The following is a 23,089-nucleotide window of genomic DNA, read 5'->3' as shown; positions in this document are numbered from 1 at the left end:
GGAGAGGCGCCTTCACCAATGAGGGCGGAACGACACCCGCCGAACGTGACATGCGTTCCGCGGATTTCCTGGTTCGGGTCAGGGAGCGGCGGTGGCCGGCGAGTCGGTTTCCGCCAGCCACGCCAGCATGCGGCCCCGCGACCAGCAGCGGCCAATGGCCTCGGCGCGCAGGGCCGGCCCGTCGAACACCGCCAGGCCGATGATGCTGTGGCCAGAGGCGCGGCGATCGCCGAGTGTCGGTATCGCCGGCGCGACTCCGACCCCCTCCGCCGACACCCACGCCACCGGCCGGCCGGCCGCCGCTTCGTCGAGGCGGTGCAGGAAGCGCAGGCGGCTCTCGAGCGGGAAGTGCGACAGCGCCCACGTCGTGGTGACGACGGGCAGGGCGCCTGCGGGCACACGGGCGAAGGCGTCGGGCAACACCTCGACGGCGTCACCTCGCAGCAGCAGCGGAGGGGCCGTCGCCGCCAACGCCATCTCCGCTTCGAGCCTCGCGACCCGCTCCGGCTGATCCGGCCCCAGGCAGGCGCGCAACCACCGGGCCTCATCCGCATCGGTCACGTCGACCGGATCGAGGTCGACGCCGATCCGGGCGACGACCTCGGGCATCGCCCGCGTCGGGATGGGCCGGTCTCCCACGATCGACGAAGACAGCTGCACGGGAGATGACGGGTCGCCCAGCGATTGTCCGTTGCCGTACGTGATGCCAACGCGATCGACATTGAGATTGAGCCCGGCCGAACAGCCCACGTCGATCAGCCCGACCGCATTCGCGCCCACCCGGCGTGCCGCCTCGACGATGGCCGGATACAGCACGGCGCAGCGTCCGGTCTCGTTGGTCCGCGTCTGCCGGCGCGCGGCGATGGCCACGACCGAGTCGGTCATTCGCACCAGCGTGTCGATCGCCGCGCCGGCGGCGGCGTCGCCGTCCGCGGCGGCATAGGCCGCGGCGAGCGCCGGGGCGCGTCCGGCGAGGGCGAGGTCGTGCAGCGCGGCAAGGATCACCGTGGGGTGCCGCTTGCGCGCCGGTACCGCCTCGATGGCGCGCAGCGCCTCGTCGGACTCGCTCAGGGCGACGGCGACGCGCTCGTACAGCGGCGATGTTTCGGCGGCGTCGACCTCACCGAAGTGCCGGTACACCTGTGCGAGTGTGCGGGCCCTACCCACGGGTACGGCGCTTTCCTGCGGTCGGCCCTGGCATTCCGGCGATTCTAGTCATCGACGGCCCTTTACCCGGCGCAGGAGCACCGAGGAGGTCCTCGATCGACTCACCGCAGCTGTCGTCGGAGTCGCGTTCGTTGGTCGTTCCCCAGGAAATCCGGTTAGGAGCAATCTGGACGGGTAACATCCAGATTATGCGGATGGGCGAAGGCGTCGAGTGGGGTCTGCACTGCTGCCTGGCCCTGGCCTGGATCGGCGGTGAGGAGCCGCTGTCGACGGCGAAGCTGGCGGCGTGGTTCGAGCTGCCGCCCGCGTACCTGAACAAGCGGCTCCAGGCGCTGGTCCGGGCGGGCGTGCTGACCTCGACCGCCGGCGCACGTGGCGGGTTCCGGCTCGCCCGTCCTCCGGAGAAGATCACGCTCATGGACGTCGTGTCCGCGATCGAGGGGCCGGATGAGGCGTTCCGCTGCACGGAGATCCGGCAGCGGGGCGCGGGGGCGGAGGCTCCCGCGAGCGACTTCCGGCACATGTGCGGAGTCTCCGTCGCGATGCGTCGCGCGGAGCTGGCGTGGCGGCGGGAGCTCGCCTCCCAGACCCTCGCCGACCTGATGGCGGCGGCGCCTTCGTCGGCCGGCGCCCGCGCCCGGCGCTGGCACGAACGCGTCAACGGCTGACCGAGTCCCCGGGAGACGATCCCGGCCGACTTGTAGGGAGAATCTGGATGTTGAATGTCCTGAATCGGCCTCGCGTGGCAGAGGTGACGAGGCCGGGCGGCCTGGGCTCGACGCTCGTGCTCGCGCTGGGCACCTTCGCCGTCGGCACGGACGCCTTCATCGTCGCCGGGTTCCTGCCGTCCATGGCCCGTACGCTGCACGTGTCCACCGGAGCGGCGGGCCAGTCGGTCACGGTGTTCGCCGTCGCGTACGCCGTCCTCGCCCCCGTGCTGGCCACCCTGACCGCGCGGCTGCCACGACGCATGCTGCTGGTCGGGGCGCTCGTCGTGCTGGGCGTCGCCAACCTGGCCTCGGCGCTGGCACCGAACCTGCCCCTGCTGATCGCGAGCCGGGTGCTGGCGGCGGCCGGGGCCGCCGTCTACACGCCCGGAGCCGGGGCGGTCAGCGCGGCGCTGGTCCGCGCGGAGGTGCGGGCACGGGCCCTGGCCGTGGTCGTCGGCGGCCTGACCGTCGCCACCGCGCTCGGGGTGCCGCTGGGCGACCTGGCGGGGCACTGGCTCGGCTGGCGTACGGCCCTCGGTCTGGTGGCCGCGCTGTCTCTGGTGGCGGCGGCCGGTGTGTTCTGGATCATGCCGGTGCTGCCGGGCGGACCGCGGGTCGCGCTGCGGGCGCGCCTCGCCCTGCTGCGGCGGCCCGCCGTCGCGTCGGTGCTGCCGCTGACCGTCCTCGGCATGGCGGCGAGCTACACCGTGTACGCGTACAGCGTCCCGGCGCTGCGGAGCGTCGGGGTGCCGGAGGGCTCGACGGTCCTGATGCTGTTCCTGTACGGCGCGGGCGCCGTGGCCGGCAACCTCGTCTCCGGCTACGCCACCGACCGGTGGGGCCCGATCCGCGTGCTGAACGGCGGCTACCTCGCCATGGCCGTCGCCCTGGCGGCGCTGGGGATCAGCGCCGCCACCGGCGTCACGTCGCCGCTGATCGCCGGGGTGCTCGTGCTGCTGTGGGGTGCGAGCACGTGGACGCAGACGCCCGCGCAGCAGCACCGCCTCATCGCCGCCGCTCCCCAGGAGGCCCCGCTCGTCGTGTCGCTGAACGCCTCGTCGATCTACATCGGCATCGGGACCGGGACCGCCGCCGGGGGTGCCGCCCTCGGCGCGGGCTCAGCCGTGATGTACGGGCTGGCCGCCGCGGTCGCGGTTCTCGCCCTGGTGTTCCTGCGCTGGACGACCCGGGCCGGGCACGGATGGCGGCCCGTCCCCGCGCCGAGCAGTTGACCCTCTCTCGGGACGGGTCAGCGCCGGCTGCGGAGAGCGTCGCTCGATCCTCCGGGTCAGGCGACGCCGGTTCGCGCTGCTCGACCGGTCGGCGGCTCATCGTCCGGCCGCGGTCCCGGGTTCGGGTTCGGTCTTCCTTACGTTGCCCCGGCCGCGGATCGCCGACAGGGCGGCGGCAAGGGCCATGATGCCCATCAGGGTGTAGAAGGCCACGCTCAATCCACCGGTGAAGGCGGCGACGTCTCGCCCGTACAGGCTGGTGGTGCCGACGAAGATGGCGAAGGCCGTACTGCGCGGAATGGAGTGCGCGGCGACGAGAATGGCGATGGTGAAGGAGAACACCATGCCGACGCTGGCGAACGTCCTCAGCACACCGGAGGCGATCCCCAGCCGTTCGGGCGGGGCGGTCTTCATCACCGCAGAACTGTTGGCCGAATAGAAGAAGCTGCCCCCGACCATGATCACCGCGTTGCCGATCGCCGGTAGCCACAGACTGCTGGTCGTGGTCATCTGGGCGAAGATGACCAGCGCGATGACCGAGATACCCAGTCCGGCGGTCGCCGGGATCACCGGTCCCAACCGGTCGGCGACCCGCCCGGTGTACGGGCCCACCATCGCCCCGATCACATAGCCCGGCACCAACAGCAACGATGCGGCGATCGGGCTCAGCCCCCGTGGGCCCTGCAAATACATGATCACCAAGAAGAGCACGGCGAAGCTGCCGAGACTCTGCAAGAGCGAGGCCAGCAACGAGGGCACCATCGCGGGAATCCGGAACAAGGACAGGTCCAGGGTCGGCTCCTTGTGCCGCACCTCGATGAACGCGAACGCCCCCAGCAGAGCCACGCCGCCGACCAGGCAACCGATCTGAGTGGCGTTCAACGGCTCGACGGCCAGCTTGGTCATCGCCCACAGCACGCCGAACAGCCCCAGTCCCAGGCTGATCATGCCCAGTGAGTCGAGCCGCCGGCGTACCCGCTCTCCGCGATCCCGCAGCACTCGGGCCGCCAGCACCAGCGCGACCAGGCCGACCGGCAGGTTGATCCAGAAGATCCACCGCCAGGACACGTAGGTCACGATGACCCCGCCGAGCAGTACGCCCAGCACCGAGCCCAGCGAGAACACGAACGCGTTGAACCCGTAGGCGCGGCCGCGTTCCTGCGGCGGGTACAGCTCGGCGATGACCGCACCGCTGTTGGCGGCGATCAGTGCGGCGCCAAGACCCTGGAGAACGCGAAAGCCGATGATGGCCGTCGCGTTCCAGGCCAGCGCGCACAGCACCGAGCCGAGCACGAAGATCACGAACCCGGCCTCGTACATCCGCACCCGGCCGTACATGTCGCCGAGCCGGCCCACCTGGGTGGCCAGCACCGTGACGACCAGCAGGTACGCCACGACCACCCAGGTGACCGAGGTCAGGGAGATGTTCAGGTCGTGTTCGATCGCGGGGAGGGCGAGCACCACGATCGTGCCGTCGATCGCCGCGATGAGCACGCCGATCATCACGACGAGCATGCCGAGCCCACGCCGCGGCGGGCTCGGCGGCGCCGACGCACCTGCCGAGCCCGCCGCGGTCGTCTCGCTCACCACCGCTGTCTCCGCGCATTCCGGCACGCAGGCCCGATGCCGGTCTCGTCATCGAGAACCTGGGGCGACATTCCGTGGACTCGCAACACGCGGACTCGCCGCGCCGTGCCGTTCTGAGCCACGGCCTGCTCGTCACTCATGGCCCGTTTCGCTTCCCTGCGGCTGGTTCTTGGCCGGAGCCTGAAGACTCCAGAGCCGCCCGTCCGGGTCGCGTACGGTCATCAGCCTGGTCCCGAAGTGGGTGTCCTCGAACGGGGTCACCACCTCGATATCGGCGTCGAGTCGGAAGGCGTCAGCGTCGGGCACCTTCAGCACCAGCTGCATCTGAGGTTCCCGGTCCTCCGGGACCTCGGCGATGAAGAGGGTGGGGCCGTCGCCGTTGCGCAGCTGGCCGGAGTTGTGGTCCGTGGCGAACTCCAACTCATAACCCAGCCTCTGGAAGAACTTCGCGGCCTTGCCCCAGTTGTGGGTCTCCATGAACACGGCCTCGATGCCTTCGGTCGCCATATCAGGCCTCCTTGTCAGACGGTCGCTCTTGCTCGGAGTGGGGGGCATCGAGGTAGGCGCGCAGTGCCTCGGCGACCAGCGCCGACAGCGACAGCTCCGACTCGATGGCGCGGTACTTGACCTGCTTGATCAACCCGATCGGCAGGTACACGTTGAACTGCTTCACGTCCTCGTCTCCCACAGAGGCGATGCTAGCATGCTAGCTCGCTAGCTAGTTCGCGTCGTCGGTTCGGGCCGGCATCACATCGGCTCCGCTCCTCCCGCGCCCGAGACTCCTACGGCGTCAGCGCGGCGAGAGGCCAGCCGCGGCCGGCAGCGAATGCCCGAGGTCGCCGGTGAGGAGAGCCCACCCCAGCGGCGTCAGGACATGGATCGTGCGGTTGGCCTGGCGCCGGCTGGCGATCAGACCGGCTTCGCGGAGCGTCGTCGTGTGCTGGCTGGCTCCGGCCGGGGAGATGCCGACGCGGTCGGCGAGTTCTCCGGTCGTCGGACCGACGATCGTCGCCCGGAGCACCGCGGCGCGGGTCGGCCCGAGCAGCCGCGCCAGCGCCTCCTCGCCGCGGCCGGGCGAGGCCAGCCCCTGGGCGTCGTGTTCGACGGGGTAGACGAGGGTCGGCGGAAGTTCGGGGTCGGCGAGCGTGACCGGCTGCCGCCAGCAGAAATAGGAGGGGATGAGAAGCAGTCCGCGTCCGTCGAGACGCAACTCCTTATCGACCGGATAGTCCGCCTCGAGTACCGGGGCTCGCCAGCGCATGTACGGGGCGAAACTGCTGAAGAGCGCGGCGACTCCCTCTTCTCGTAACAACCGGGATCGCAGCGCCCGATCGGCGTGGACGCGGGATTGGACGTCGGCCCAGTACGGGCGTAGAGCGGCCTGATGGTAGGCCCGGAAGCTCTCGCCGAGTTCCGACCTCGTCCGGGTGCCGGGCTCCGCCAGGGCACGCCGCCAGGAGGACGGATCGTTCTCGCCGCCCAGCCGTTCCAGCTCCGCGGCGAGACGCCGGGACGGGACGCCGCACATGGCCTCGATGCCGGCCTCCAGACCGAGCAGGCCCTCCGGCGGGGTGAGGAAGTCGGGGAAGTAGCCCGCCCTGGGCACGACGGAGAACAACCGCTCCCGCACCGTGCCCGCCTCCCCGCGCCGGAACAGGTCGCGGCGCACCCGCTGCCGCCACTCGCCGAACGCCGCCTGCCCCGCACGCCCCTGCAGGACGTGCAGGCTGAGCACGGTCTCCCACATCGGATCGGGCACGTCGACCAGATGGGTCCGAACGAGGTCCCCAGTGGTGAAGTGGATTCTCAGGATCCCCCGTTGTCGCATCGCGTTCCCTCATGCGAACGGTCAAGCCTCGCCGGACGCCTTCGCCGTCGAGATCAGGTCAGATCCAGAAAACACGACAGAAAAGGCCATACCAACGCAATGGCCGAAATAGGGCACCCTCGCGGCCAGGAATCGCCTTCGCCGACCCGCCTTGCGACCTCGGCGAGCACGCCCCGTACGGGACGGCCGGTCTAGGAATCGCGTTCGCCGGCCCGCCTCGCGGCCTCGGCGAGCACGCCCCGTACGGAGCGGCCGGTCTAGGAATCGCGTTCGCCGGCCCGCCTCGCGGCCTCGTCGAGCACCTCCCGTACGGGACGGCCGGTCGCCGTCGCGGCGGCGCGGACGTCGTCGTACTCCGGCTGCGCCGTCACGACCTCGCCGTTCAGCAGGCCGCGCTTGACGCCGACCGTCGCTCCCCCGGCCACCAGCACGGTGATCTGGTCGCGCTCGAGGGAACGGCGCTCGACCGGCGAGACGCGCACACCGAGCGTCGTCGTCTGCTCGAAGATCACGCGGCACACGGCGTCGAGCCGCTGCGGGTCCGCCAGGACGCTCAGCACCTGCCCGGGGCGGCCCTTGCGCATCAGCACGGGTGAGCACCAGGCGTCGACGGCTCCGGCCGACCGCAGGGCCTCCAGCACGTCCGGCCACAGCCGCGGATCGAGGTCGTCGACGGTGGTGTCCACGCGGCGCATCTCCGCAGTCGCCCAGCCGGACGCGTCGGCCGCCTCCCCGATCAGCACGCGCAGGACGTTCGGATGGCCATCGGGGTCGGCGCGGCCGGCGCCGGTGCCGGTGGCGCGCGGGACACAGTCCGGCGCGGGGCCCCAGTCGGTGGCGAGCGTGGCGAGCAGCGCGGCGCCGGTCGGGGTGCACAGCTCCATCGCGGCGGGGTGCGAGCGCAGCGGCGCGCCGGCCTCGGTGAGCAGTTCGAGGACGGCGGGGACCGGGACGGGCAGCGGCCCGTGGGCGGCACGGACGACGCCGGACCCGGCCGCGACCGGCGACACGACGCGCGTCGCGGCGCCGAGCAGGCCGAGATCGTGGAGGGCGAGCGCGCACCCGGTGACGTCGGCGATGGCGTCGAGCGCCCCGACCTCGTGGAAGTGGATCTCCGAGACGTCCACGCCGTGCACCCGGGCCTCCGCGCGGGCGAGCCGCTGGAAGACGGCCAGGGCGAACTCCCTCGCCTCCTCCGGCAGGGCGGCGGCCGTGATGATCGCGGTGACGTCCGCGAGGTTCCGCGAGACATGGCTGTGCGGGGCCCGGACCTCGGCGTACCGGGCGCGCAGCCCGTGCCGGCGCACCTGGGTCACCTCGACGTCCAGGGGCTCCACGGCGAGGCCGCGCAGACCCGCCCGTACGGCGTCGAGGTCGGCGCCGGCGTCCACCAGCGCCGCGAGCAGCATGTCACCGGCCGCGCCGTTACCCGCGTCGACCCACAGGGTCCTCATCGGACGGCCTTCCCTTCGCGCGTGGCGCACGACCACGACCGACCGGCCAGCGCCGAACAGCCTGCCCCTTCGCGCGTGGCGCACGACACCGGCCGAACGGCCCGCATTGGGCGGCCGCCCCCTTCGCGCGTGGCGTGCGACGGGGGCCGACCGGGCCTCATCCGTCCGCCTTCGCGGTGCGGCGGGCGATGCGGGCGGCGGCCACGCCGGCGCCGAAGCCGTTGTCGACGTTGACCGAGACGACACCGGGGGCGCAGCTGTTCACCGTGGCGAGCCAGGCGGTGACGCCGTCGAGGTTCCAGCCGTAGCCGACGCTGGTCGGCACGGCGATCAGGGGCGCGCCGACGAGGCCGCCGAGAACCGAGGGCAGGGCCGCCTCCATGCCGGCGACCGCGACGACGACGTCGGCCTCGGCGATCCGGTCGCGCTGGGCCAGGAGCCGGTGGATGCCCGCCACGCCGACGTCGACGATCTCGTCGGGCTCGGCCCCGAAGACGCGTACGGTCGCCGTGCACTCGCGGACGACGGGCAGGTCGGAGGTGCCCGCGGCGACCACCGCGACGGTGCCCCGGGTCTCGGTCGTCCCCAGGACCGCCGTGCGGCCGACGGGGTCGATCTCGGCCGCCGGCAGCCGCTCCCGGCACACGGCGATCGCCTCGTCCGACAGCCGGGTTGCGAGGACGGCGCGGTCGGGGTGCGCCTCGTGCAGCGCACGCAGCGCGGCGACGATCTGCTCCGGCGTCTTGCCCTGGCCGAACACCACCTCCGGGTCGCCGGTCCGGGCGGCGCGGTCGACGTCGAGCCGCGCGAAGCCGAGATCGGTTACGCCGTTCGGCTGGGATACCGTCATGAGAGTCGTTCCTCAACGGATCGGGGTTGCATGGTGGACGTGGTGGTCCTCTCCGACGAACTGCTGACCGAGATGGCAGGCTACGGCAGAACGCTGGTGGCGTTCTCCGGCGGCGTGGACTCCAGTGTCGTACTCGCGGCGGCGGCCCGCGCGCTCGGCCCCCACAAGGTGGCGGCCGTCACCGCGGTGTCGGCCTCCCTGCCGTCCGCCGAACTGGACGCGGCGCGGGAGTTCTGCGCGGAGCTGGGCGTGGCCCATCACACGCCGGCCACCTCCGAGCTGGAGGTGCCCGGATACCGGGAGAACGGCCCGCAGCGCTGCTACTTCTGCAAGAGCGTCCTGCTCGACACCGCGAACGCCCTCGCCGACCACCTGGGCTACTCCACGATCACGACCGGCACGAACGCCTCGGACGTGGTCGCCGGGTTCCGGCCCGGCATCCGTGCCGCCGCCGAGCGCGGGGCCCGTACGCCACTGGCCGACCTGGGCCTGGACAAGGCGGCGGTGCGGGCCATCGCCCGCCACTGGGACCTGCCGGTGTGGGACAAGCCGGCCGCGGCCTGCATGGCGAGCCGCGTCGCGTACGGCATCGAGGTGACCTCCGCCCGGCTGGCGCGGATCGAGCGGGCCGAGACGGCCGTCCGCGAGCTGTTCGGCGGCACGGTGCGCGACCTGCGCGTCCGCGACCTCGGTGACGCCGTGCGCCTGGAGGTCGACCCAAACCTCGTCGAGCGGGCCCGGGGCGACCAGGCGGTGAGCGCGGCGATCCGCGAGGCCGGGTTCGCCGCCACGCCGATCCGCGTCGAGGTGTTCCGGTCCGGTTCGATGAACGACGTGCTCGCCGCCTCCGACCGCTGAGGCGGACCGACAGTGACGGACCGGTAGTGAGATGTGCACGACATGAACGACGGGTGACGCGCCCGGCCGTTTGTGCGGTGCCGGTGAACCGTTAGGGTTTCCCCTGTCAGTTTGCGGCCGGGACGGCTCATGCCCAGGATCGGAGAAGAACAGCGGATGGCGCCAGACCGACCTCACGAGTTCCCGTCCCTCGGTGACTCTCACGTCCTGCTGACCGGCGCCACCGGTTTCCTCGGGCAGGCGACCCTGGAGAAGCTGCTGTCGGCCCACCCGGGCGTGCGCGTGTCGGTGCTGATCCGGCCGCGCGGCGGCACGTCCGCCCAGCGCCGCTTCGACGGCCTGCTGCGCAAGCCGGTCTTCCGGACGCTGCGCGAGCGGATCGGCGAGGAGGAGCTGCGCCGCATCGCCGCGGAGCGGGTCAACGTGATCGAGGGCGATCTCGGCGAGGTGACCCTGCCCGCGGACATCGACGTGGTCATCCACGGCGCGTCCACGGTGTCCTTCGACCCGCCGATCGACGAGGCGTTCCGCACGAACGTCGCCGGCGTCGTCACCCTGTACGAGGCGCTGCACAAGGCGGGCGCCGACCCGCACGTCGTCCACGTCTCCACCGCCTACGTCGCCGGCGTCCGCAAGGGCGTCGTGCCGGAGGCCCGGCTGGACCACACCGTCGACTGGCGCACCGAGATGGCCGAGGCCCTGGCCTCCCGCGCCGACGTCGAGCGCGACTCGCGGCGGCCCGAGGTGCTGCGCAAGTCGGTGGCGCGGGCGCAGAGCGAGCACCGCAAGGCCGGCCCGCAGTCGGTGGTCGCGGCCGCCGAGGAGGCCCGCCAGGAGTGGGTGACCGACCGGCTCGTCGACTACGGCCGGTCGCGGGCGCAGAGCCTCGGCTGGCCCGACGTCTACACCTTCACCAAGGCCCAGGGCGAGCGCGCCGCCGAGGAGCTGTGGGGCGACCGGCGGCTGTCGATCGTACGCCCGGCGATCGTGGAGAGCTCACTGCGCCACCCGTACCCGGGCTGGATCGACGGCTACAAGATGGCCGACCCGCTGATCATCGCGTACGGGCGCGGCGTCCTGCCGGAGTTCCCCGGCCTGCCCGACAGCGTCGTCGACATCATCCCGGTCGACCTCGTCGTCAACGCCACCATCGCCGTCGCGGCCACGCCGCCCGAGCGCGGCCAGACCGGCTACTTCCACGTCGGCTCCGGCTCGCGCAACCCGCTGTCCTTCCGCGGCCTGTACGAGAACGTCCGCGACTACTTCCGGCGGCACCCGATGCCGGCCGGCGAGCGCGGCCACATCCGGGTGCCGCAGTGGCGCTTCCCGGGCAGTCGGCAGGTCGAGATGATGCTGAGCAGCAGCGAGCGCGCCACCTCGGCGGCCGAGCGGGCGCTGCTGCGGCTGCCCGCGTCCGCCAAGACGCGCGACTGGATGACGGCGGTGCACCGGCAGCAGACCAACCTCGACTTCCTGCGCCGCTACTCCGACCTGTACCAGGCCTACACCAAGGCCGAGGTCATCTATGACGACAGCCGCACGCACGCGCTGCACCGGACCGTGCCGCCGGAGCGCGTCGAGGAGCACGGGTTCGACCCGTCGATCATCGACTGGGAGTACTACCTCCAGGAGGTGCACTCCCCCAGCGTCACCGAGCTGATGCGCGGCTTCTCCAAGGGCCGCGGCGGCGGCCGCAAGAGCGCCGACCCGGTGCTGCCCGAGCGCACCGACGTCGCGGCGGTCTTCGACCTCGAGGGCACGATCATCGCCTCGAACCTCATCGAGTCGTACCTGTGGGCTCGGCTGTCGTCGCTGCCGCGCTCGAAGTGGAGCGGCGAGCTCGCCGACCTGGCCCGCTCGCTCCCCAAGTACCTGCGGGCCGAGCGGCGCGACCGGGGCGACTTCGTCCGGGCCTTCCTGCGCCGCTACCAGGGCGCCGACGTCGCCGAGCTGCGCGCGCTGGTGAACGACGTCCTCGGCGAGGCGGTGCTGCAGCGGGTCATGCCGGAGGCGGTCCGTAAGATCCGGGCGCACCGTGCGGCCGGCCACAAGACGATCCTCATCACCGGCACGATCGACGTGTTCGTCGAGCCCCTTGCCTCGCTGTTCGACGAGGTCGTCGCCAGCCGCATGCACGAGCGCGACGGCGTGCTGACGGGCTACCTCGACGCGCCGCCGCTGGTCGACGAGGCCCGTGCCGCCTGGCTGCTCCGGCACGCCGAGGAGACCGGCCTGGACCTGTCGCAGTCGTACGCCTACGCGGACAGCTACTCCGACCGGCCGCTGCTGGAGGCCGTGGGCAACCCGGCGGCGGTCAACCCGGACCCCTCGCTGTACCGCCATGCCAAGCGCAAGCACTGGCGCATCCATGAGTGGGGCGCCCATACCCGTGGACGGGGCGACGTGCTGATCGACACCGTGGGAGCGAGGTCCGCCCGATGATCCTCGCGCTCGAGTACCACCGCTCGCCGGGCCGGTTCGTGGCCGCCCGGGGGCTGACCTCCACCCGCGTGGGGAGTCGGCTGAGCGGCATGGTCGCCGGGAACGTCGCGCCGCTGCGCCTGGTCAACCGCCAGGCGCCGGAGCTGCCCGGCGAGGGCTGGACCCGCGTGACGCCGATCCTGACCGGGATCTGCGGCTCCGACCTGAGTCTGCTGACCGGCCACTCCTCGCCGTACCTGTCGCCGATGACGTCGATGCCGTTCGTGCCCGGCCACGAGATCGTCGGCCGGACCATGGACGAGCTGCCCGGCATCCCGAAGGGCAGCCGCGTCGTCATCGACCCGGTCCTGTCGTGCGCCGTTCGCGGCATGGAGCCCTGCCGCTGGTGCGCCTCCGGGCAGCAGAGCCGCTGCGACCACATCACCGCCGGCCGCATCTCCGCCGGGATCCAGACCGGCACGTGCGGCGACACCGGCGGCGGCTGGAGCCGCCAGCTCGTCGCACACGCCAGTCAGCTGCACGTGGTCCCCGAGGACCTGCCCGACGAGCGGGCGGTGCTCGCCGAGCCCCTCGCCTGCGCGATCCACTCGGTGCGCCGCGTGCCGATCGGGCCGAACTCCACGGCCGTGGTCGTCGGCGCCGGCACGGTCGGGCTGCTCACGCTGCTGGCGCTGCGCGAGCTGACCCAGGTCGGCGCGATCTACGTCATCGCCAAGCACGGGCACCAGAAGGACAAGGCCAAGGCACTCGGCGCGACCGCCGTCATCGAGCCCCGCAAGGCCGTACGCGCGCTGCGGCGCGTCACCACCGCGCGGATGCACACGCCGGAGATGGGCGCGGACTTCCTGCTCGGCGGCGTCGACACCGTCTTCGAGTGCACCGGCGGCGCCAGCGGCCTCGACACCTCGCTGCGGCTGGCCCGCGCCGGGGGTACCGTCGTGATGTCGGGCATGCCGTCCGGCGGCGTCGACCTGACGCCGCTGTGGTTCCGCGAGCTGGAGCTGGTCGGGGCGTACTGCTCCGGTTCCGACGGGGCCGACTTCGCCGACGCGCTGCGGCTCGCCGGCTCGGCCCCGCTGGACGGCTACGTCGGCACGACATACCCTCTCGCCCGCTGGCGGGAGGCGCTGAACCACGCGGCCGACTCCGGGCGGCTGGGAACCGTGAAAGTCGCGTTCGACCTCGCCCGCTAGATGCAGGTCGGTTGGGAAAGGAAAATCAACGAGTGAGCAGACCAGGCTTCGTACTCGATGTGGATGAGCGGACTCCGCCGCTCATCATGCACCAGGGCGAGGGCTTCCGGCTGGAGCGGCTGCCGCTCGGGTCCAAGGTCATCTACCCGCCGGACTCCCTGCCGGGCATCCGCGACGTCGACGCCGCGATCCGCCACGCGCTGTTGCACCCGCACGGCACCGAGCCGCTCCCGGAGCTGCTGACGCCCGGCATGCGGCTGACGATCGTCTTCGACGACCTGTCGCTGCCGCTGCCGCCCATGCAGACGCCCGACGTGCGCCAGCGCATCATCGAGCAGGTCCTCGAGATGGCGGCGGCCAAGGGCGTCGACGACGTCGAGCTGATCGCGGCCAACGCCCTGCACCGCCGGATGACCCCGGCGGAGCTGCGGCGCACCGTCGGCGACCGGGTGTTCCACGCGTTCTTCCCCGAGCACCTGAAGAACCACGACGCCGAGGACCGCGACAACCTCCTCCACATGGGCAAGACCCGCCATGGCGAGGACGTCGAGATCAACCGGCGGGCCGCCGAGAGCGACCTCATCGTCTACGTCAACATCACGCTGACCGCGATGAGCGGCGGCGCGAAGTCGGTGTCGGTCGGCCTGGCGAGTTACCGCAGCCTGAAGCACCACCACAACGTGCACACGCTGCGGCACTCCAACTCCTTCAACGACCCGCCCAACTCCGCGATGCACCACTCGTACGAGCGGATGAAGGGCCTGATCGACGAGCACGTCAAGGTCTTCACGATCGAGACGACGCTCAACAACGACACCTTCCCCTCCTCGATGGGCTTCCTGAACAAGCGCGAGTGGGAGTGGAACGTCCGCGACCAGGCGTCCTACCTCGCGGTCAAGCGGGCCAACGAGCTGATGCCGAAGAAGACGCGGCGCCGGATCTGGCAGTCGACGGCCGCGCCGTACGGCGTCACGGGCGTGCACGCCGGCCTGCAGTCCGAGGTGCACCCGCTGACGTTGAACAACGTCCACCGTCAGCAGCTCACCGAGGTGAACGGCCAGTCCGACATCGCGATCTGGGGCCTGCCGTACATCTGCCCCTACAACGTCAACTCGGTGATGAACCCGATCCTGGTGATGTCGCTCGGGCTCGGCTACTTCTTCAACCTGTACAAGAACAAGCCGATCGTCCGGCAGGGCGGCGTGGCGATCTTCTACCACCCGGTGCCGAACGAGTTCCACCCGGTGCACCACCCGAGCTACATCGACTTCTTCGAGGAGATCCTCACCGAGAGCACCGACCCGGTGCTGCTCGAGACGAAGTACGAGGAGCAGTTCGCCACCGACCCGTGGTACATCCAGCTGTACCGCAACAGCTACGCCTACCACGGCGTCCACCCCTTCTACATGTGGTACTGGGGCGCGCACGCGATGCAGCACCTCGGCGACGTCATCTTCGTCGGCGGCAACCGCAAGACCACTCAGCGGATGGGCTTCCGGGCGGCCTCCACCCTCGGCGACGCGCTGGAGATGGCCAAGGACACCGTCGGGTCCAGCCCGTCGATCGCCTACCACCACGCCCCGCCGCTGGCATTGGCGGACGTGCGATGAGCATCCGCCGGGAGTTCCGGCTGCTGCGGCACGGGCGGGACTGGCGCGGGCGCTCGACCGTGCCCCGCTCGGCCGAGCCGCACGTCGTCGAGCCCGAGGAGAAGGTCTTCCCGACCGCGTGGGCGCGTACGCCCGCCGCGGTCGCGGCCCGGTCCGTGCTGCGCAAGGGGCTGCTCAAGCCGGTCGCCTGGCGGCAGATCACCCCGGTCATCGAGGGCGCGGAGTACCTCGACGGGGTGCGCGGGCCGGTGGTGTTCGTGGCGAACCACTCCAGCCACCTGGACACCCCGCTGATCCTCGGCTCGCTGCCGGAGCGGTTCGCCAACCGCGTCGCCGTCGGCGCCGCCTCGGACTACTTCTTCGACGTACGCTGGCGCGCGACGCTGACGGCGGTGTTCTTCAACGCCTTCCCCGTCGAGCGCTACGGTTCGAAGCGGCTGCGGAGCCTGGCCGTCGACCTCGTCGATGACGGATGGAGCCTGCTGCTCTACCCGGAGGGCACCCGGTCGGAGGACGGCTGGATGAACCCCTTCAAGCTCGGCGCCGCGGTGCTGTGCGTCACGAAGGGCATCCCGTGCGTCCCGATCGCGATCCGGGGCTCGTACGCCGCGATGCCCCGCGGGCGCAACTGGCCGCAGCCGGGCAAGCCGCGCGTCACCGTCCGGTACGGCCGTCCGCTCGTGCCCGAGGAGGGCGAGGACGTCCGGGCGTTCCGGACGCGGATGGCCAAGGCCGTCAACATGCTGGCGGCCGAGGAGGACCTGGGCTGGTACGACGCGCTGCGCGCCGCGGCCGACGACCGCCTCGAGATCCCGGGCGGCTCCCAGCCGACCCGCCCCGGAGCGGTACGCGACGAGAACGCCAAGACCGAGCAGACCGCCGACTGGCGCCGGGTCTGGGCCTCGACCGAGCCCCTCACCGGCCGTCGCCGCCGCGTCTGGCGCGACTGATCCTGCACGCGGGCCCCGGCCTGGGGGGTGTCCGGTGGGTCTTGTTCGCCGCGCAGCTGGACAAAGATCCACCGGACACCCCCTAGCCGGGGCCCGTACGCTTCCGCTCGGCGGGCCGCCATCTCCGTCACGGTCCGGCCGACGCGAGACGATCGTCTTCCCGGCGGTGCCGTGGCCCGGCCGCGGCGCGCGATACACGGAGACCGCATGAGCATGCCGCCCGAGCCTCCCGAGCTGAGGCGTCTGACCGGCCGCCGCCGCCCGTCGCTGTCCGCGGCGCTGTTCGTCCTCGTCATCTTCGTCATCCCGCTCTCCCTGCTCGGATTCGGATCGGTCGCCGAGGCGACGCGGACGGTGGACGCCTACCGCGCCACCCACGACGGCGTGCAGGGCGTCTTCACGGTCGAGTGGAGCACCCGCCGGCAGAAAGGCGGATACGCGACCTCGGGATCGTTCGTCTCCGGCGACGGCGCCGTACGGCGCTCGGTGACCCTCGACGGCAACGGGCGGCATTCCTATGACCAGACGATTCCGGCGGAGATATCGGGCGCTGCCGGGACCGTGGCCTATCCCAGGAACTCCCATGCGTGGATCAGCGACGTCATCATCGCGCTGATCACGGGTGCGCTCGCTCTCGCGGGAACCGTCCTGCTGCTGTCCGTCGGCATCGGCCGGCTGCGCCACCGCTGACAGTCGACGGTCACGTCACCGAGCCCGCCGTCACGAGATGGAGCACGGCCTCTCGCGCCTTGGCGCATCCAAGGCATGCTTGCTCACGGCGTACGCGCCTATCCCCGGCATCGTGACCCGGCCCGCGACCGAGGCGGACGACGAAAGGGGCCGGAGAGATCCGGCCCCTTCCTCGTACTCATCCATCGCGCGGCCGAGCTTTCCGCTCAACGGCCGTCCATGGTGACGTCCCAGGCGTCCTGGGCGACCTCGGGCTGTGCGGAGTCGCGCCAGTGCCGGAGGACCTCGCGCCATTCCTCCGGCCAGCCGGTGTGATCCCCGCCGACGCGGGTCAGTGTGACGGCGAACAGCCCTGCCGCGAGGTCGTCCCGCCCGGACAGACGGCGAAGCGCCGCCAGGAGCAGCGCGGGATCGGCTCTGCTGTCCCCCCGATAGCTCCGGAACCGGCACCCGACCTCCCCGGCCGTCCGGGTCGCGAGGACCGGCCGGTCCGCGAGCAGGTCGGCCAGTTCGCCGAGCCGATCGGCGAGCCGCGCGGCTTCCGTGTCGCCCTCCGATGCCGCGCCGACCGATCCTTGTGCACCGGGTCCGGGCTCGTCAGAGTCCGCGTCGGCACGTTGCGGCACCGGGAGGGCGCGACGCCGAGGCGGGCCGCCTCCGGCAAGTGCCGGGGCTCGGCGGCGAGCAGCCCCATGGCGTCCCGCACGAGGCGCGACTCCCAGGGAACGGGTCGCCGGTCGGCGTCCTGGACGGTCGCCAGCGTGTCGACGATCGACCGTATCCGCGCCCGGGCCCGCGCGGCGGTGTCGTCGCGGTGATCCGCGGTCGCTCCGCCCGGTCGGCGAGCGGCGGCCAGCCGGCCGAGCACGTCGAGGATCTCGTCGTGGATCCGGCCGGACCTCAGCAGAGCGAGCAGCACGGTCACTTCACCATCGCCGTCCGAGTCGTCCGGGTCGCCGGCGGCCCGTACGGTCTCCGCGAATCCGCCGTGATACCAGGGTGCCCAGGTCGCGAACGCCCTGGAGCCGCGGAACCGGACGCCGGGCCCGTCCGCCGCCAGGAGCAGCCGGCGGACGAGGTCGGCGTAGACCGGGCGGTGGGCCGGGCCGTACTCCCCGGGGTTCGCCTGGAAGAGCGTGCGCAGCATGAGCTCTCCGGTGTACCGGTCGGCGGCCGCGCGCAGGGCGGGCAGCGACCGTGGGTCCTCCGGTGTCCGGCGCAGTGCGACCGCCACCGCCACCCGCACGTCGCGGTGCGTGTCCGGAGCCTCCCAGGCGCGCAACAGCAGGTCCACCGCTCCGGGCACGCGACAGCCGGCCAGGCGCCGCCCCGCCTCCTTGCGCACGGTGACCTTGACGTCCGGGCCGAACAGCGCCTGCTCGAGGACCGGGCGGAGCCGGGACGGCGGTACGGACCGGCAGCACCGCGCCGCCGCCGCCACCGCCGCGCGGGAGGCGTGTCCGCCCGCGTGCGCCAGCAGGACCGGCAGCGCCTCGGCGGGTGCGTCCACTTCGGCCATCGCCTCGAGGGCGGTCTCGGCGATGACCGGATCCGCCTCCTCGGCCAGGCCGGTGAGGTCGGTCAGGGCGCCGGGCAGCCGGCCGATCGCCCGGACGGCCGACATTCGGGCGGCGACGGGCAGACCGTCGTCCTCGATGACCCGGCGCACCCGATCGCGGACCTGGTCTCGCTGCGAAGGAGTCCATCGTCCCGGCAGGCCACCACCGGTGTCCGGAACCCAGGGGCCGGAGTCCGGGCGACGCCGTGCCGAGGCTTCCGGGACCGGAACGCCGAGCAGGTCGGTGCGGCGTCCCGCGATCGTCCGCCAGACGGCGGGCAGTTCGATGGCGGCAGGATCCTCCCGTACGAGGGAGGCCGCCCGCTCGTCGCGGTCGGGTGCGTCGGCGAGCCAGAGCTCGGCCGCCTGGCAGGCCGGCGGCTCCGGTGCGCGCAGGATCGCCAGGCGCAGGTCCTCCTGGAGCGCGTCGAGTGACCGGGCCCTCCTGCCGAGCGCCCGCGCGAGGGCGACGGCCAGGGCGAAGTCCTCGCGTTCCCGGGACGCTCGCAGGTGGGGCCGCAGCACCGCGAGCAGGTCGCGCTCCTGGCCGGCGCGCAGAACGGTGTCGAGGCGGTGCCGCCGGTCGTCCCGCGCCGGCTCCGCCCATCGGCGCCGCCGCCGGCGGACGGCCGGACCCGGTTCGTCCCGCCAGCTGAGGGCGTCCGCCCCGAAACGCCGCACGAGGCGGTCGTACACGGCGAAGGCCCAGGTGACCAGGCGGGGCGAGGCGGCCGGTTCGTGGTGGCGGAGCACCCGCGCGGCCAGACCCCGTAGGGCCGCGCAGGTGGCGATCGAGGAGTCCCCGGCCTCGGCGACGCGGGCGGCGAGCCTCTCGAAGGCGTCCGCGCAGCGATCGTCGAGCAGCCCAGGGCGCAGGTCGCGCACGGCGCTCAGAAGTGCCCCCCGCAGGGGGTCCTGTTCGTTCTCCGTACGCCGGGCCAGCTCATCGAGCAGTTCCGCGAGCAGCGCCCGGTCCCCGGTACGGGCCGCGCATTCGATCAGCAGGGTGCGGGCGAGCCCGCGCCGCCGGGGATCGCCGCCGAAGGCGGCCTCCCTGAGCGTCCCGGCCGCCTCCTCGTACGGGAGGTAGGCGGTCAGCCGGAGCGGGATATCGGGATCGTCCAGCCGGTCACGGGCGGAATGCCAGACGGAGGCGTGCCACTCCAGCGACCGGCGCGCCTCGGCCGCCGCCCGCTCGGGCGGGAGCGTCCCGAGAAGGGAGCTCCACCACATCTGTGACAGCCGCTCCCCGGCCCGTACGGCATCGGAGACCGCCGCCCTGCGGCCGGGCGGCAGCGCGCGAAGGACCCATTCGAGCCGATCCGGACTGTCCTTGACGACCGCGACGAGACGGGCGTCGGAGCATCGACGCAGCCGGGTGAGCAGCGATCGCGGTGGCACGCCCCATCCCAGACCCCAGTGGGGATCGCCGAAGAGCATCCGGGTCGTCCGGTCGGCGTCCACCGTGAACAGCGCGCCCATGACCGCTGCGGGCACTCGTCTCACGTGCCGGCCGATACGGTGCCGTTCCAGGATCTCCAGGGCCCGGCCGGGCTCGGCCGGCGCGGCGGCGACGACCGCGTCCCCGTGCCACCGCGGCCGGCCGACGACCTCGGGCTGCTCCCGATCCACGGTGTCCAGCACAGCGTTCGGATGGCGGCGGCCCAGCGCCCGCCACGACGTGACCGCGTGGGCCAGGTCCGGCAGGTGACGGGAGGCGACGGCGGCCGTGCAGGCGGGCAGCAGCGCGGCGCCCTCGTGGTCGCCCCAGCGGGCCCGGACCTCCGGGAGGAGCCGGTCCGCGAGGGCCGAGCGCCGCGCATGCCTCAGCGTCCGGTACAGCGCCAGCCGCAGGTCCATCGGCGCGTCGTCGAGGACGGCGGCCGCGGCTTCGTCGGACACCGGGAGGATCCGCACCGCCCGCAGGGCCGCCCGCCGCAGCGCCAGGTCCGGTCCGGTGAGGACCGTCTCGATGTACGGCAGGTCGCGGGCCGCCATGGCCAGGTGCAGAGCGGTCCGCCGCTCGTACCGGCCGAGGCGTCCCAGGTCCGCCAGGAGATCCCGGAAGCCCGATGTTCGGCGATGGCGGCGCGCGTAGAGGGCCTGTTCCCGCATACGTCGCGCGTAGGGAAGGGATTCGAAGAGGTGAAGAAATTCGACAGTGCTCGGGGCCGGTGCTCCGACCGGCTCGGCGGGCCTCAACGGCCGGGGCGGAGGCCGCCCTTTCCATCGATCATGGGACCGATGATGGTGGATCGCCTCGCCATCCGCAACCGGGACGTCCGCCGCCGCCGAACGGCCGGCGGCCCCTCATCTCTGGAGAGCGGCTGCCACACGGGCTGAATGCCGGTCCAATGATTAACGGCCGGTGGCCGGATCCCGGGCGTGGTGTCGTCGGCTTTTCGTTACGATCTGTTTCCGTGGCGTTCATCGCCACGCCGCTCGTTCCCCACCTGCCGTCCGGGAGTCGTCGTGCCCTCCACGCAAGTCCACGTGCCGCCCGCCGCCCTCGCCGGCGAAGGCGTACGGCTCGGTGTCGCGATCTTGACGATGGGAGACCGGCCGGCCGAGCTGTCCGCGTTGCTGGAATCGGTGCTGTCCCAGTACGGACCGCGGCCGCGGATCGTCGTGGTGGGCAACGGGGCGACGTTGCCGCCACTTCCACCTGAGGTTCAGGGCGTGGAGGTGGGCAGGAACCTCGGCATCTCCGGTGGCCGCAACGTCGCGCTGGCGGCGCTGCGTGAGCACGGTGACGTCGATGTGGTGATGTACCTCGACGACGACGGACTGCTCCCCGACCCCGATACCGCCCAGGCCGTACGCCGGGCGTTCGCCGAGGATCCGGCCCTGGGCATCGTGAGCTTCCGGATCGCCGATGAGACCGGCGACACCCAGCGCCGCCACGTGCCCCGGCTGGGCGCACGGAATCCGCTCCGCGGCGGCCCGGTCACCACCTTCCTCGGCGGCGGCAACGCCATCCGAATGGACGTGGTCGCCCAGACCGGCGACTGGCCGGAGACGTTCTTCTACGCACACGAGGAGACCGACGTCGCCTGGCGCGCGCTGGACGCCGGATGGCGGATCGACTACCGGCCCGACCTGGTCCTGCAGCACCCGCGCACCAGCCCGACCCGGCACGCGATGTACTACCGGATGATCGCCCGTAATCGGGTCTGGCTGGCCCGCCGCCACCTGCCCGCGGTGCTGGTCCCGGTCTACCTCGGGGTGTGGGCGCTGGTGACCGCGGCACGGCGACCGCCGCCGGCGGGCCTGCGGGCCTGGTGGGGCGGATTCGTCGAAGGCGTGCGCACACCGTGCGGCACACGGCGGCCGATGGCCTGGCGCACGGTGTGGCGGATGACCCGGCTGGGCCGCCCACCCGTCATCTGAGCGTGGAAAAGGGGCCGGAGAGATCCGGCCCCTTTCTCGTACTCGCGTCGGCTACTTCTGGGCCTCGTACCCGTCCATCGCGCGGCCGAGCTTGGCGAACTTCTCGGTGCGGTTCACCGCGGGCTGGACGCCCGGGTTGGGACGGTTGGCGTCCTGGTAGCGCCAGCCGAGGTTGCTGAAGGAGACGATGATGTAGTTCCGGTTCGCCTGGCCGGGCAGCGAGTGCACGATGCCCGCGTCCCCGGCCGCGAACGCCGTCAGCCCCGTCTTGTGGGCGAACGTCACCTGGGCGGCGTCCTGGCAGGGCTGAACGGGGTACTGGTACTTGCCGTCGGTCGGGTCGTCGTTGACCGTCACGGTCCCGTCGGCGCCGATCCACCGCTGGGCGATGCGCTGCGGCATGCCCTGCGTCGGGTAGGAGTAGCCGCAGTAGTTCGTCGTCGACAGGACGTTGTTCCACCCCTGGTCGCCGAGCTCCTTCAGGAAGAACTCGCGGGACGACGTGCTGAGGATGTCACTGGTGACCGGCTTGCCGTTCGGAGCGGTCCACGCCGTGCCGGAGACGCCGTTGATGAGCATCAGCAGCTTGGCGGTGTCCAGCGACGACATGGTGATCTGCGGGGACCAGTCGCCGTTGGCCGGGTCGGTGCCCTTCAGCTGGAGCATGTCCAGGCCGAGGTCCTGGAACTGCTGGTTGAGCCAGTCGACCCCGCCGTGCTCGTGCATCACCTTGATGAGCGTGCACGCCGAGCCGTTGTCGGAAATGGTGATCATCCGGTCGAAGTACTCGCGGATGGTCCGGGTGGTGGCGCCCTCGCAGCGGTCCGAAGGCTTGGTGGGCGTGTAGGCGTAGGTGTCGTCCAGCTTGATGCTGCCCTTGTCCACCAGCTGCATGATCCCGAAGCCCACCATCAGCTTGACGATCGACGCCGAGTAGGGCTCCATGAAGTCGATGGGCGCGTTCTCGCGACCCGGCACGGTGTCGGTCGTGCCCTGGCCGTTGTTGGCATCCCACTGGTCGGTGTCCCACAGGCGGTAGCGCACGGCCGTGGTGCGGAGGTTCTTGTCCACCGGGACGACGACGCCGTTCTTGTACTGCGGGCTCATCAGGACCGTGCCCGACGAGACGGGGCGGCCCTTCTTGTCGAGCTCGATGACGGTGGTGTCGACCTGCGGCTGCTGGTGGATCGTCGTGGCCGCGGCGGCGCTGAGTGCGGGAGCGTGCTTCGGCCGGCCCGATTCGGACTCCGGCTGGGCGTCGAGCGCACGGGCCTGGGCCGACCCGGGCGGGGTCGTGTCAAGGAGGTCGCCGAAGTTCTGCGCGACCATGGCGGCCCGGAGCCGTGCGGCGAGCGCGCTGGACTTGTGCGTGGCCGCGTCGGCCGGCTGGACCATGGTGGCCGTCAGCACGGCGGCACCGCCGATCGCGACCAGAGCTTGGCCGTGTTTGCGTAGTCGAGACAAGATCACCGCGCCACAGTAACCCGAACGTGATCATGAAAATGTGCCGTCCACGGAATGGGCCAAGGATCTTTACTCCGCGCTAACCAAGATCAACTTCGCCAGGTCG

18 protein-coding genes are annotated in these 23,089 nt (G+C 72.1%); 9 read left to right on the top strand and 9 right to left on the bottom strand.

Annotated features, from left to right (window positions below; translation table 11 throughout):
- Positions 1 to 78: 78 nt before the first annotated feature.
- Positions 79 to 1,140, bottom strand: a complete 1,062-nt coding sequence (locus ABEA24_RS19810) for a DUF2332 domain-containing protein (RefSeq protein WP_345432411.1) — start codon at positions 1,138 to 1,140, stop codon at positions 79 to 81.
- Between the two features lie 215 nt (positions 1,141 to 1,355).
- Between ABEA24_RS19810 and ABEA24_RS19805 the strand changes: the two genes are divergently transcribed.
- The gene (locus ABEA24_RS19805) at positions 1,356 to 1,835 is read left to right on the top strand and encodes an RrF2 family transcriptional regulator (protein WP_345432410.1); all 480 of its coding nucleotides are present in this window, start codon (positions 1,356 to 1,358) and stop codon (positions 1,833 to 1,835) included.
- Positions 1,836 to 1,909: 74 nt separating this feature from the next.
- Positions 1,910 to 3,109 (top strand): MFS transporter, encoded by a 1,200-nt coding sequence (locus tag ABEA24_RS19800; protein ID WP_345432409.1) that lies wholly within the window; start codon positions 1,910 to 1,912, stop codon positions 3,107 to 3,109.
- Between the two features lie 96 nt (positions 3,110 to 3,205).
- On the opposite strand, the gene ABEA24_RS19795 is transcribed toward ABEA24_RS19800, so the two are convergent.
- From ABEA24_RS19795 to larB, 6 genes are all read right to left on the bottom strand, one after another.
- Complete coding sequence (locus ABEA24_RS19795; RefSeq protein ID WP_345432408.1) at positions 3,206 to 4,696, bottom strand: MFS transporter; 1,491 nt, start codon at positions 4,694 to 4,696, stop codon at positions 3,206 to 3,208.
- 132 nt (positions 4,697 to 4,828) lie between these two features.
- The gene (locus ABEA24_RS19790) at positions 4,829 to 5,203 is read right to left on the bottom strand and encodes a VOC family protein (protein WP_345432407.1); all 375 of its coding nucleotides are present in this window, start codon (positions 5,201 to 5,203) and stop codon (positions 4,829 to 4,831) included.
- A gap of 1 nt (position 5,204) precedes the next feature.
- Complete coding sequence (locus ABEA24_RS19785) at positions 5,205 to 5,384, bottom strand: CopG family transcriptional regulator (protein WP_345432406.1); 180 nt, start codon at positions 5,382 to 5,384, stop codon at positions 5,205 to 5,207.
- Between the two features lie 102 nt (positions 5,385 to 5,486).
- Positions 5,487 to 6,524, bottom strand: coding sequence for an ArsR/SmtB family transcription factor (locus ABEA24_RS19780; protein ID WP_345432405.1), 1,038 nt, complete (start codon positions 6,522 to 6,524; stop codon positions 5,487 to 5,489).
- A 257-nt stretch (positions 6,525 to 6,781) separates the two neighbouring features.
- Positions 6,782 to 7,978: a nickel pincer cofactor biosynthesis protein LarC gene (larC, locus tag ABEA24_RS19775; RefSeq protein ID WP_345432404.1), complete on the bottom strand. Its 1,197-nt coding sequence runs from the start codon at positions 7,976 to 7,978 to the stop codon at positions 6,782 to 6,784.
- A gap of 157 nt (positions 7,979 to 8,135) precedes the next feature.
- Positions 8,136 to 8,828: a nickel pincer cofactor biosynthesis protein LarB gene (gene larB, locus ABEA24_RS19770; protein WP_345432403.1), complete on the bottom strand. Its 693-nt coding sequence runs from the start codon at positions 8,826 to 8,828 to the stop codon at positions 8,136 to 8,138.
- A gap of 30 nt (positions 8,829 to 8,858) precedes the next feature.
- Here larB and larE point away from each other — a divergent pair, with 30 nt between their 5' ends.
- The 6 genes from larE to ABEA24_RS19740 all read left to right on the top strand — a co-directional run bounded on the left by larE (position 8,859) and on the right by ABEA24_RS19740 (position 16,571).
- On the top strand, positions 8,859 to 9,686 hold the full coding sequence (larE, locus tag ABEA24_RS19765; protein WP_345432401.1) for an ATP-dependent sacrificial sulfur transferase LarE: 828 nt from the start codon (positions 8,859 to 8,861) through the stop codon (positions 9,684 to 9,686).
- 156 nt (positions 9,687 to 9,842) lie between these two features.
- Positions 9,843 to 12,128: an HAD-IB family hydrolase gene (locus ABEA24_RS19760; protein ID WP_345432400.1), complete on the top strand. Its 2,286-nt coding sequence runs from the start codon at positions 9,843 to 9,845 to the stop codon at positions 12,126 to 12,128.
- On the top strand, positions 12,125 to 13,321 hold the full coding sequence (locus ABEA24_RS19755; RefSeq protein WP_345432399.1) for a zinc-dependent alcohol dehydrogenase: 1,197 nt from the start codon (positions 12,125 to 12,127) through the stop codon (positions 13,319 to 13,321). The genes ABEA24_RS19760 and ABEA24_RS19755 overlap by 4 nt, the downstream gene beginning before the upstream one ends.
- Before the next feature lie 32 nt (positions 13,322 to 13,353).
- On the top strand, positions 13,354 to 14,931 hold the full coding sequence (gene larAH / locus ABEA24_RS19750; protein ID WP_345432397.1) for an NPN-dependent hydroxyacid isomerase, LarAH14/15/16 family: 1,578 nt from the start codon (positions 13,354 to 13,356) through the stop codon (positions 14,929 to 14,931).
- Positions 14,928 to 15,881, top strand: coding sequence for a lysophospholipid acyltransferase family protein (locus tag ABEA24_RS19745; RefSeq protein ID WP_345432396.1), 954 nt, complete (start codon positions 14,928 to 14,930; stop codon positions 15,879 to 15,881). The genes larAH and ABEA24_RS19745 overlap by 4 nt, the downstream gene beginning before the upstream one ends.
- Before the next feature lie 207 nt (positions 15,882 to 16,088).
- Positions 16,089 to 16,571, top strand: a complete 483-nt coding sequence (locus ABEA24_RS19740; protein WP_345432395.1) for a hypothetical protein — start codon at positions 16,089 to 16,091, stop codon at positions 16,569 to 16,571.
- A gap of 331 nt (positions 16,572 to 16,902) precedes the next feature.
- Here the strand turns inward: ABEA24_RS19740 and ABEA24_RS19735 are convergent, their stop codons facing one another.
- Positions 16,903 to 20,244: a hypothetical protein gene (locus ABEA24_RS19735; protein ID WP_345432394.1), complete on the bottom strand. Its 3,342-nt coding sequence runs from the start codon at positions 20,242 to 20,244 to the stop codon at positions 16,903 to 16,905.
- A 357-nt stretch (positions 20,245 to 20,601) separates the two neighbouring features.
- Here ABEA24_RS19735 and ABEA24_RS19730 point away from each other — a divergent pair, with 357 nt between their 5' ends.
- Positions 20,602 to 21,519: a glycosyltransferase family 2 protein gene (locus ABEA24_RS19730; RefSeq protein ID WP_345432393.1), complete on the top strand. Its 918-nt coding sequence runs from the start codon at positions 20,602 to 20,604 to the stop codon at positions 21,517 to 21,519.
- Positions 21,520 to 21,570: 51 nt separating this feature from the next.
- Here the strand turns inward: ABEA24_RS19730 and ABEA24_RS19725 are convergent, their stop codons facing one another.
- Positions 21,571 to 22,989, bottom strand: coding sequence for a serine hydrolase (locus tag ABEA24_RS19725; RefSeq protein WP_345432392.1), 1,419 nt, complete (start codon positions 22,987 to 22,989; stop codon positions 21,571 to 21,573).
- Positions 22,990 to 23,089 lie beyond the last annotated feature (100 nt).

The sequence above is a fragment of the Actinoallomurus vinaceus genome (assembly GCF_039542055.1).
Lineage (GTDB): Bacteria > Actinomycetota > Actinomycetes > Streptosporangiales > Streptosporangiaceae > Actinoallomurus > Actinoallomurus vinaceus.
The sequence above is the reverse complement of the archived record's forward strand: the minus strand, read 5'-3'. Positions and strand labels throughout refer to the sequence as shown.

Coding starts and splice junctions, on each gene's coding strand:
- ABEA24_RS19755 (WP_345432399.1), top strand. CDS start 12,125: ATGATCCTCGCGCTCGAGTACCACCGCTCGCCGGGCCGGTTCGTGGCC.
- ABEA24_RS19790 (WP_345432407.1), bottom strand. CDS start 5,203: ATGGCGACCGAAGGCATCGAGGCCGTGTTCATGGAGACCCACAACTGG.
- ABEA24_RS19740 (WP_345432395.1), top strand. CDS start 16,089: ATGAGCATGCCGCCCGAGCCTCCCGAGCTGAGGCGTCTGACCGGCCGC.
- ABEA24_RS19760 (WP_345432400.1), top strand. CDS start 9,843: ATGGCGCCAGACCGACCTCACGAGTTCCCGTCCCTCGGTGACTCTCAC.
- ABEA24_RS19780 (WP_345432405.1), bottom strand. CDS start 6,524: ATGCGACAACGGGGGATCCTGAGAATCCACTTCACCACTGGGGACCTC.
- larE (WP_345432401.1), top strand. CDS start 8,859: ATGGTGGACGTGGTGGTCCTCTCCGACGAACTGCTGACCGAGATGGCA.
- larC (WP_345432404.1), bottom strand. CDS start 7,978: ATGAGGACCCTGTGGGTCGACGCGGGTAACGGCGCGGCCGGTGACATG.
- ABEA24_RS19745 (WP_345432396.1), top strand. CDS start 14,928: ATGAGCATCCGCCGGGAGTTCCGGCTGCTGCGGCACGGGCGGGACTGG.
- ABEA24_RS19735 (WP_345432394.1), bottom strand. CDS start 20,244: ATGCGGGAACAGGCCCTCTACGCGCGCCGCCATCGCCGAACATCGGGC.
- ABEA24_RS19805 (WP_345432410.1), top strand. CDS start 1,356: ATGCGGATGGGCGAAGGCGTCGAGTGGGGTCTGCACTGCTGCCTGGCC.
- larB (WP_345432403.1), bottom strand. CDS start 8,828: ATGACGGTATCCCAGCCGAACGGCGTAACCGATCTCGGCTTCGCGCGG.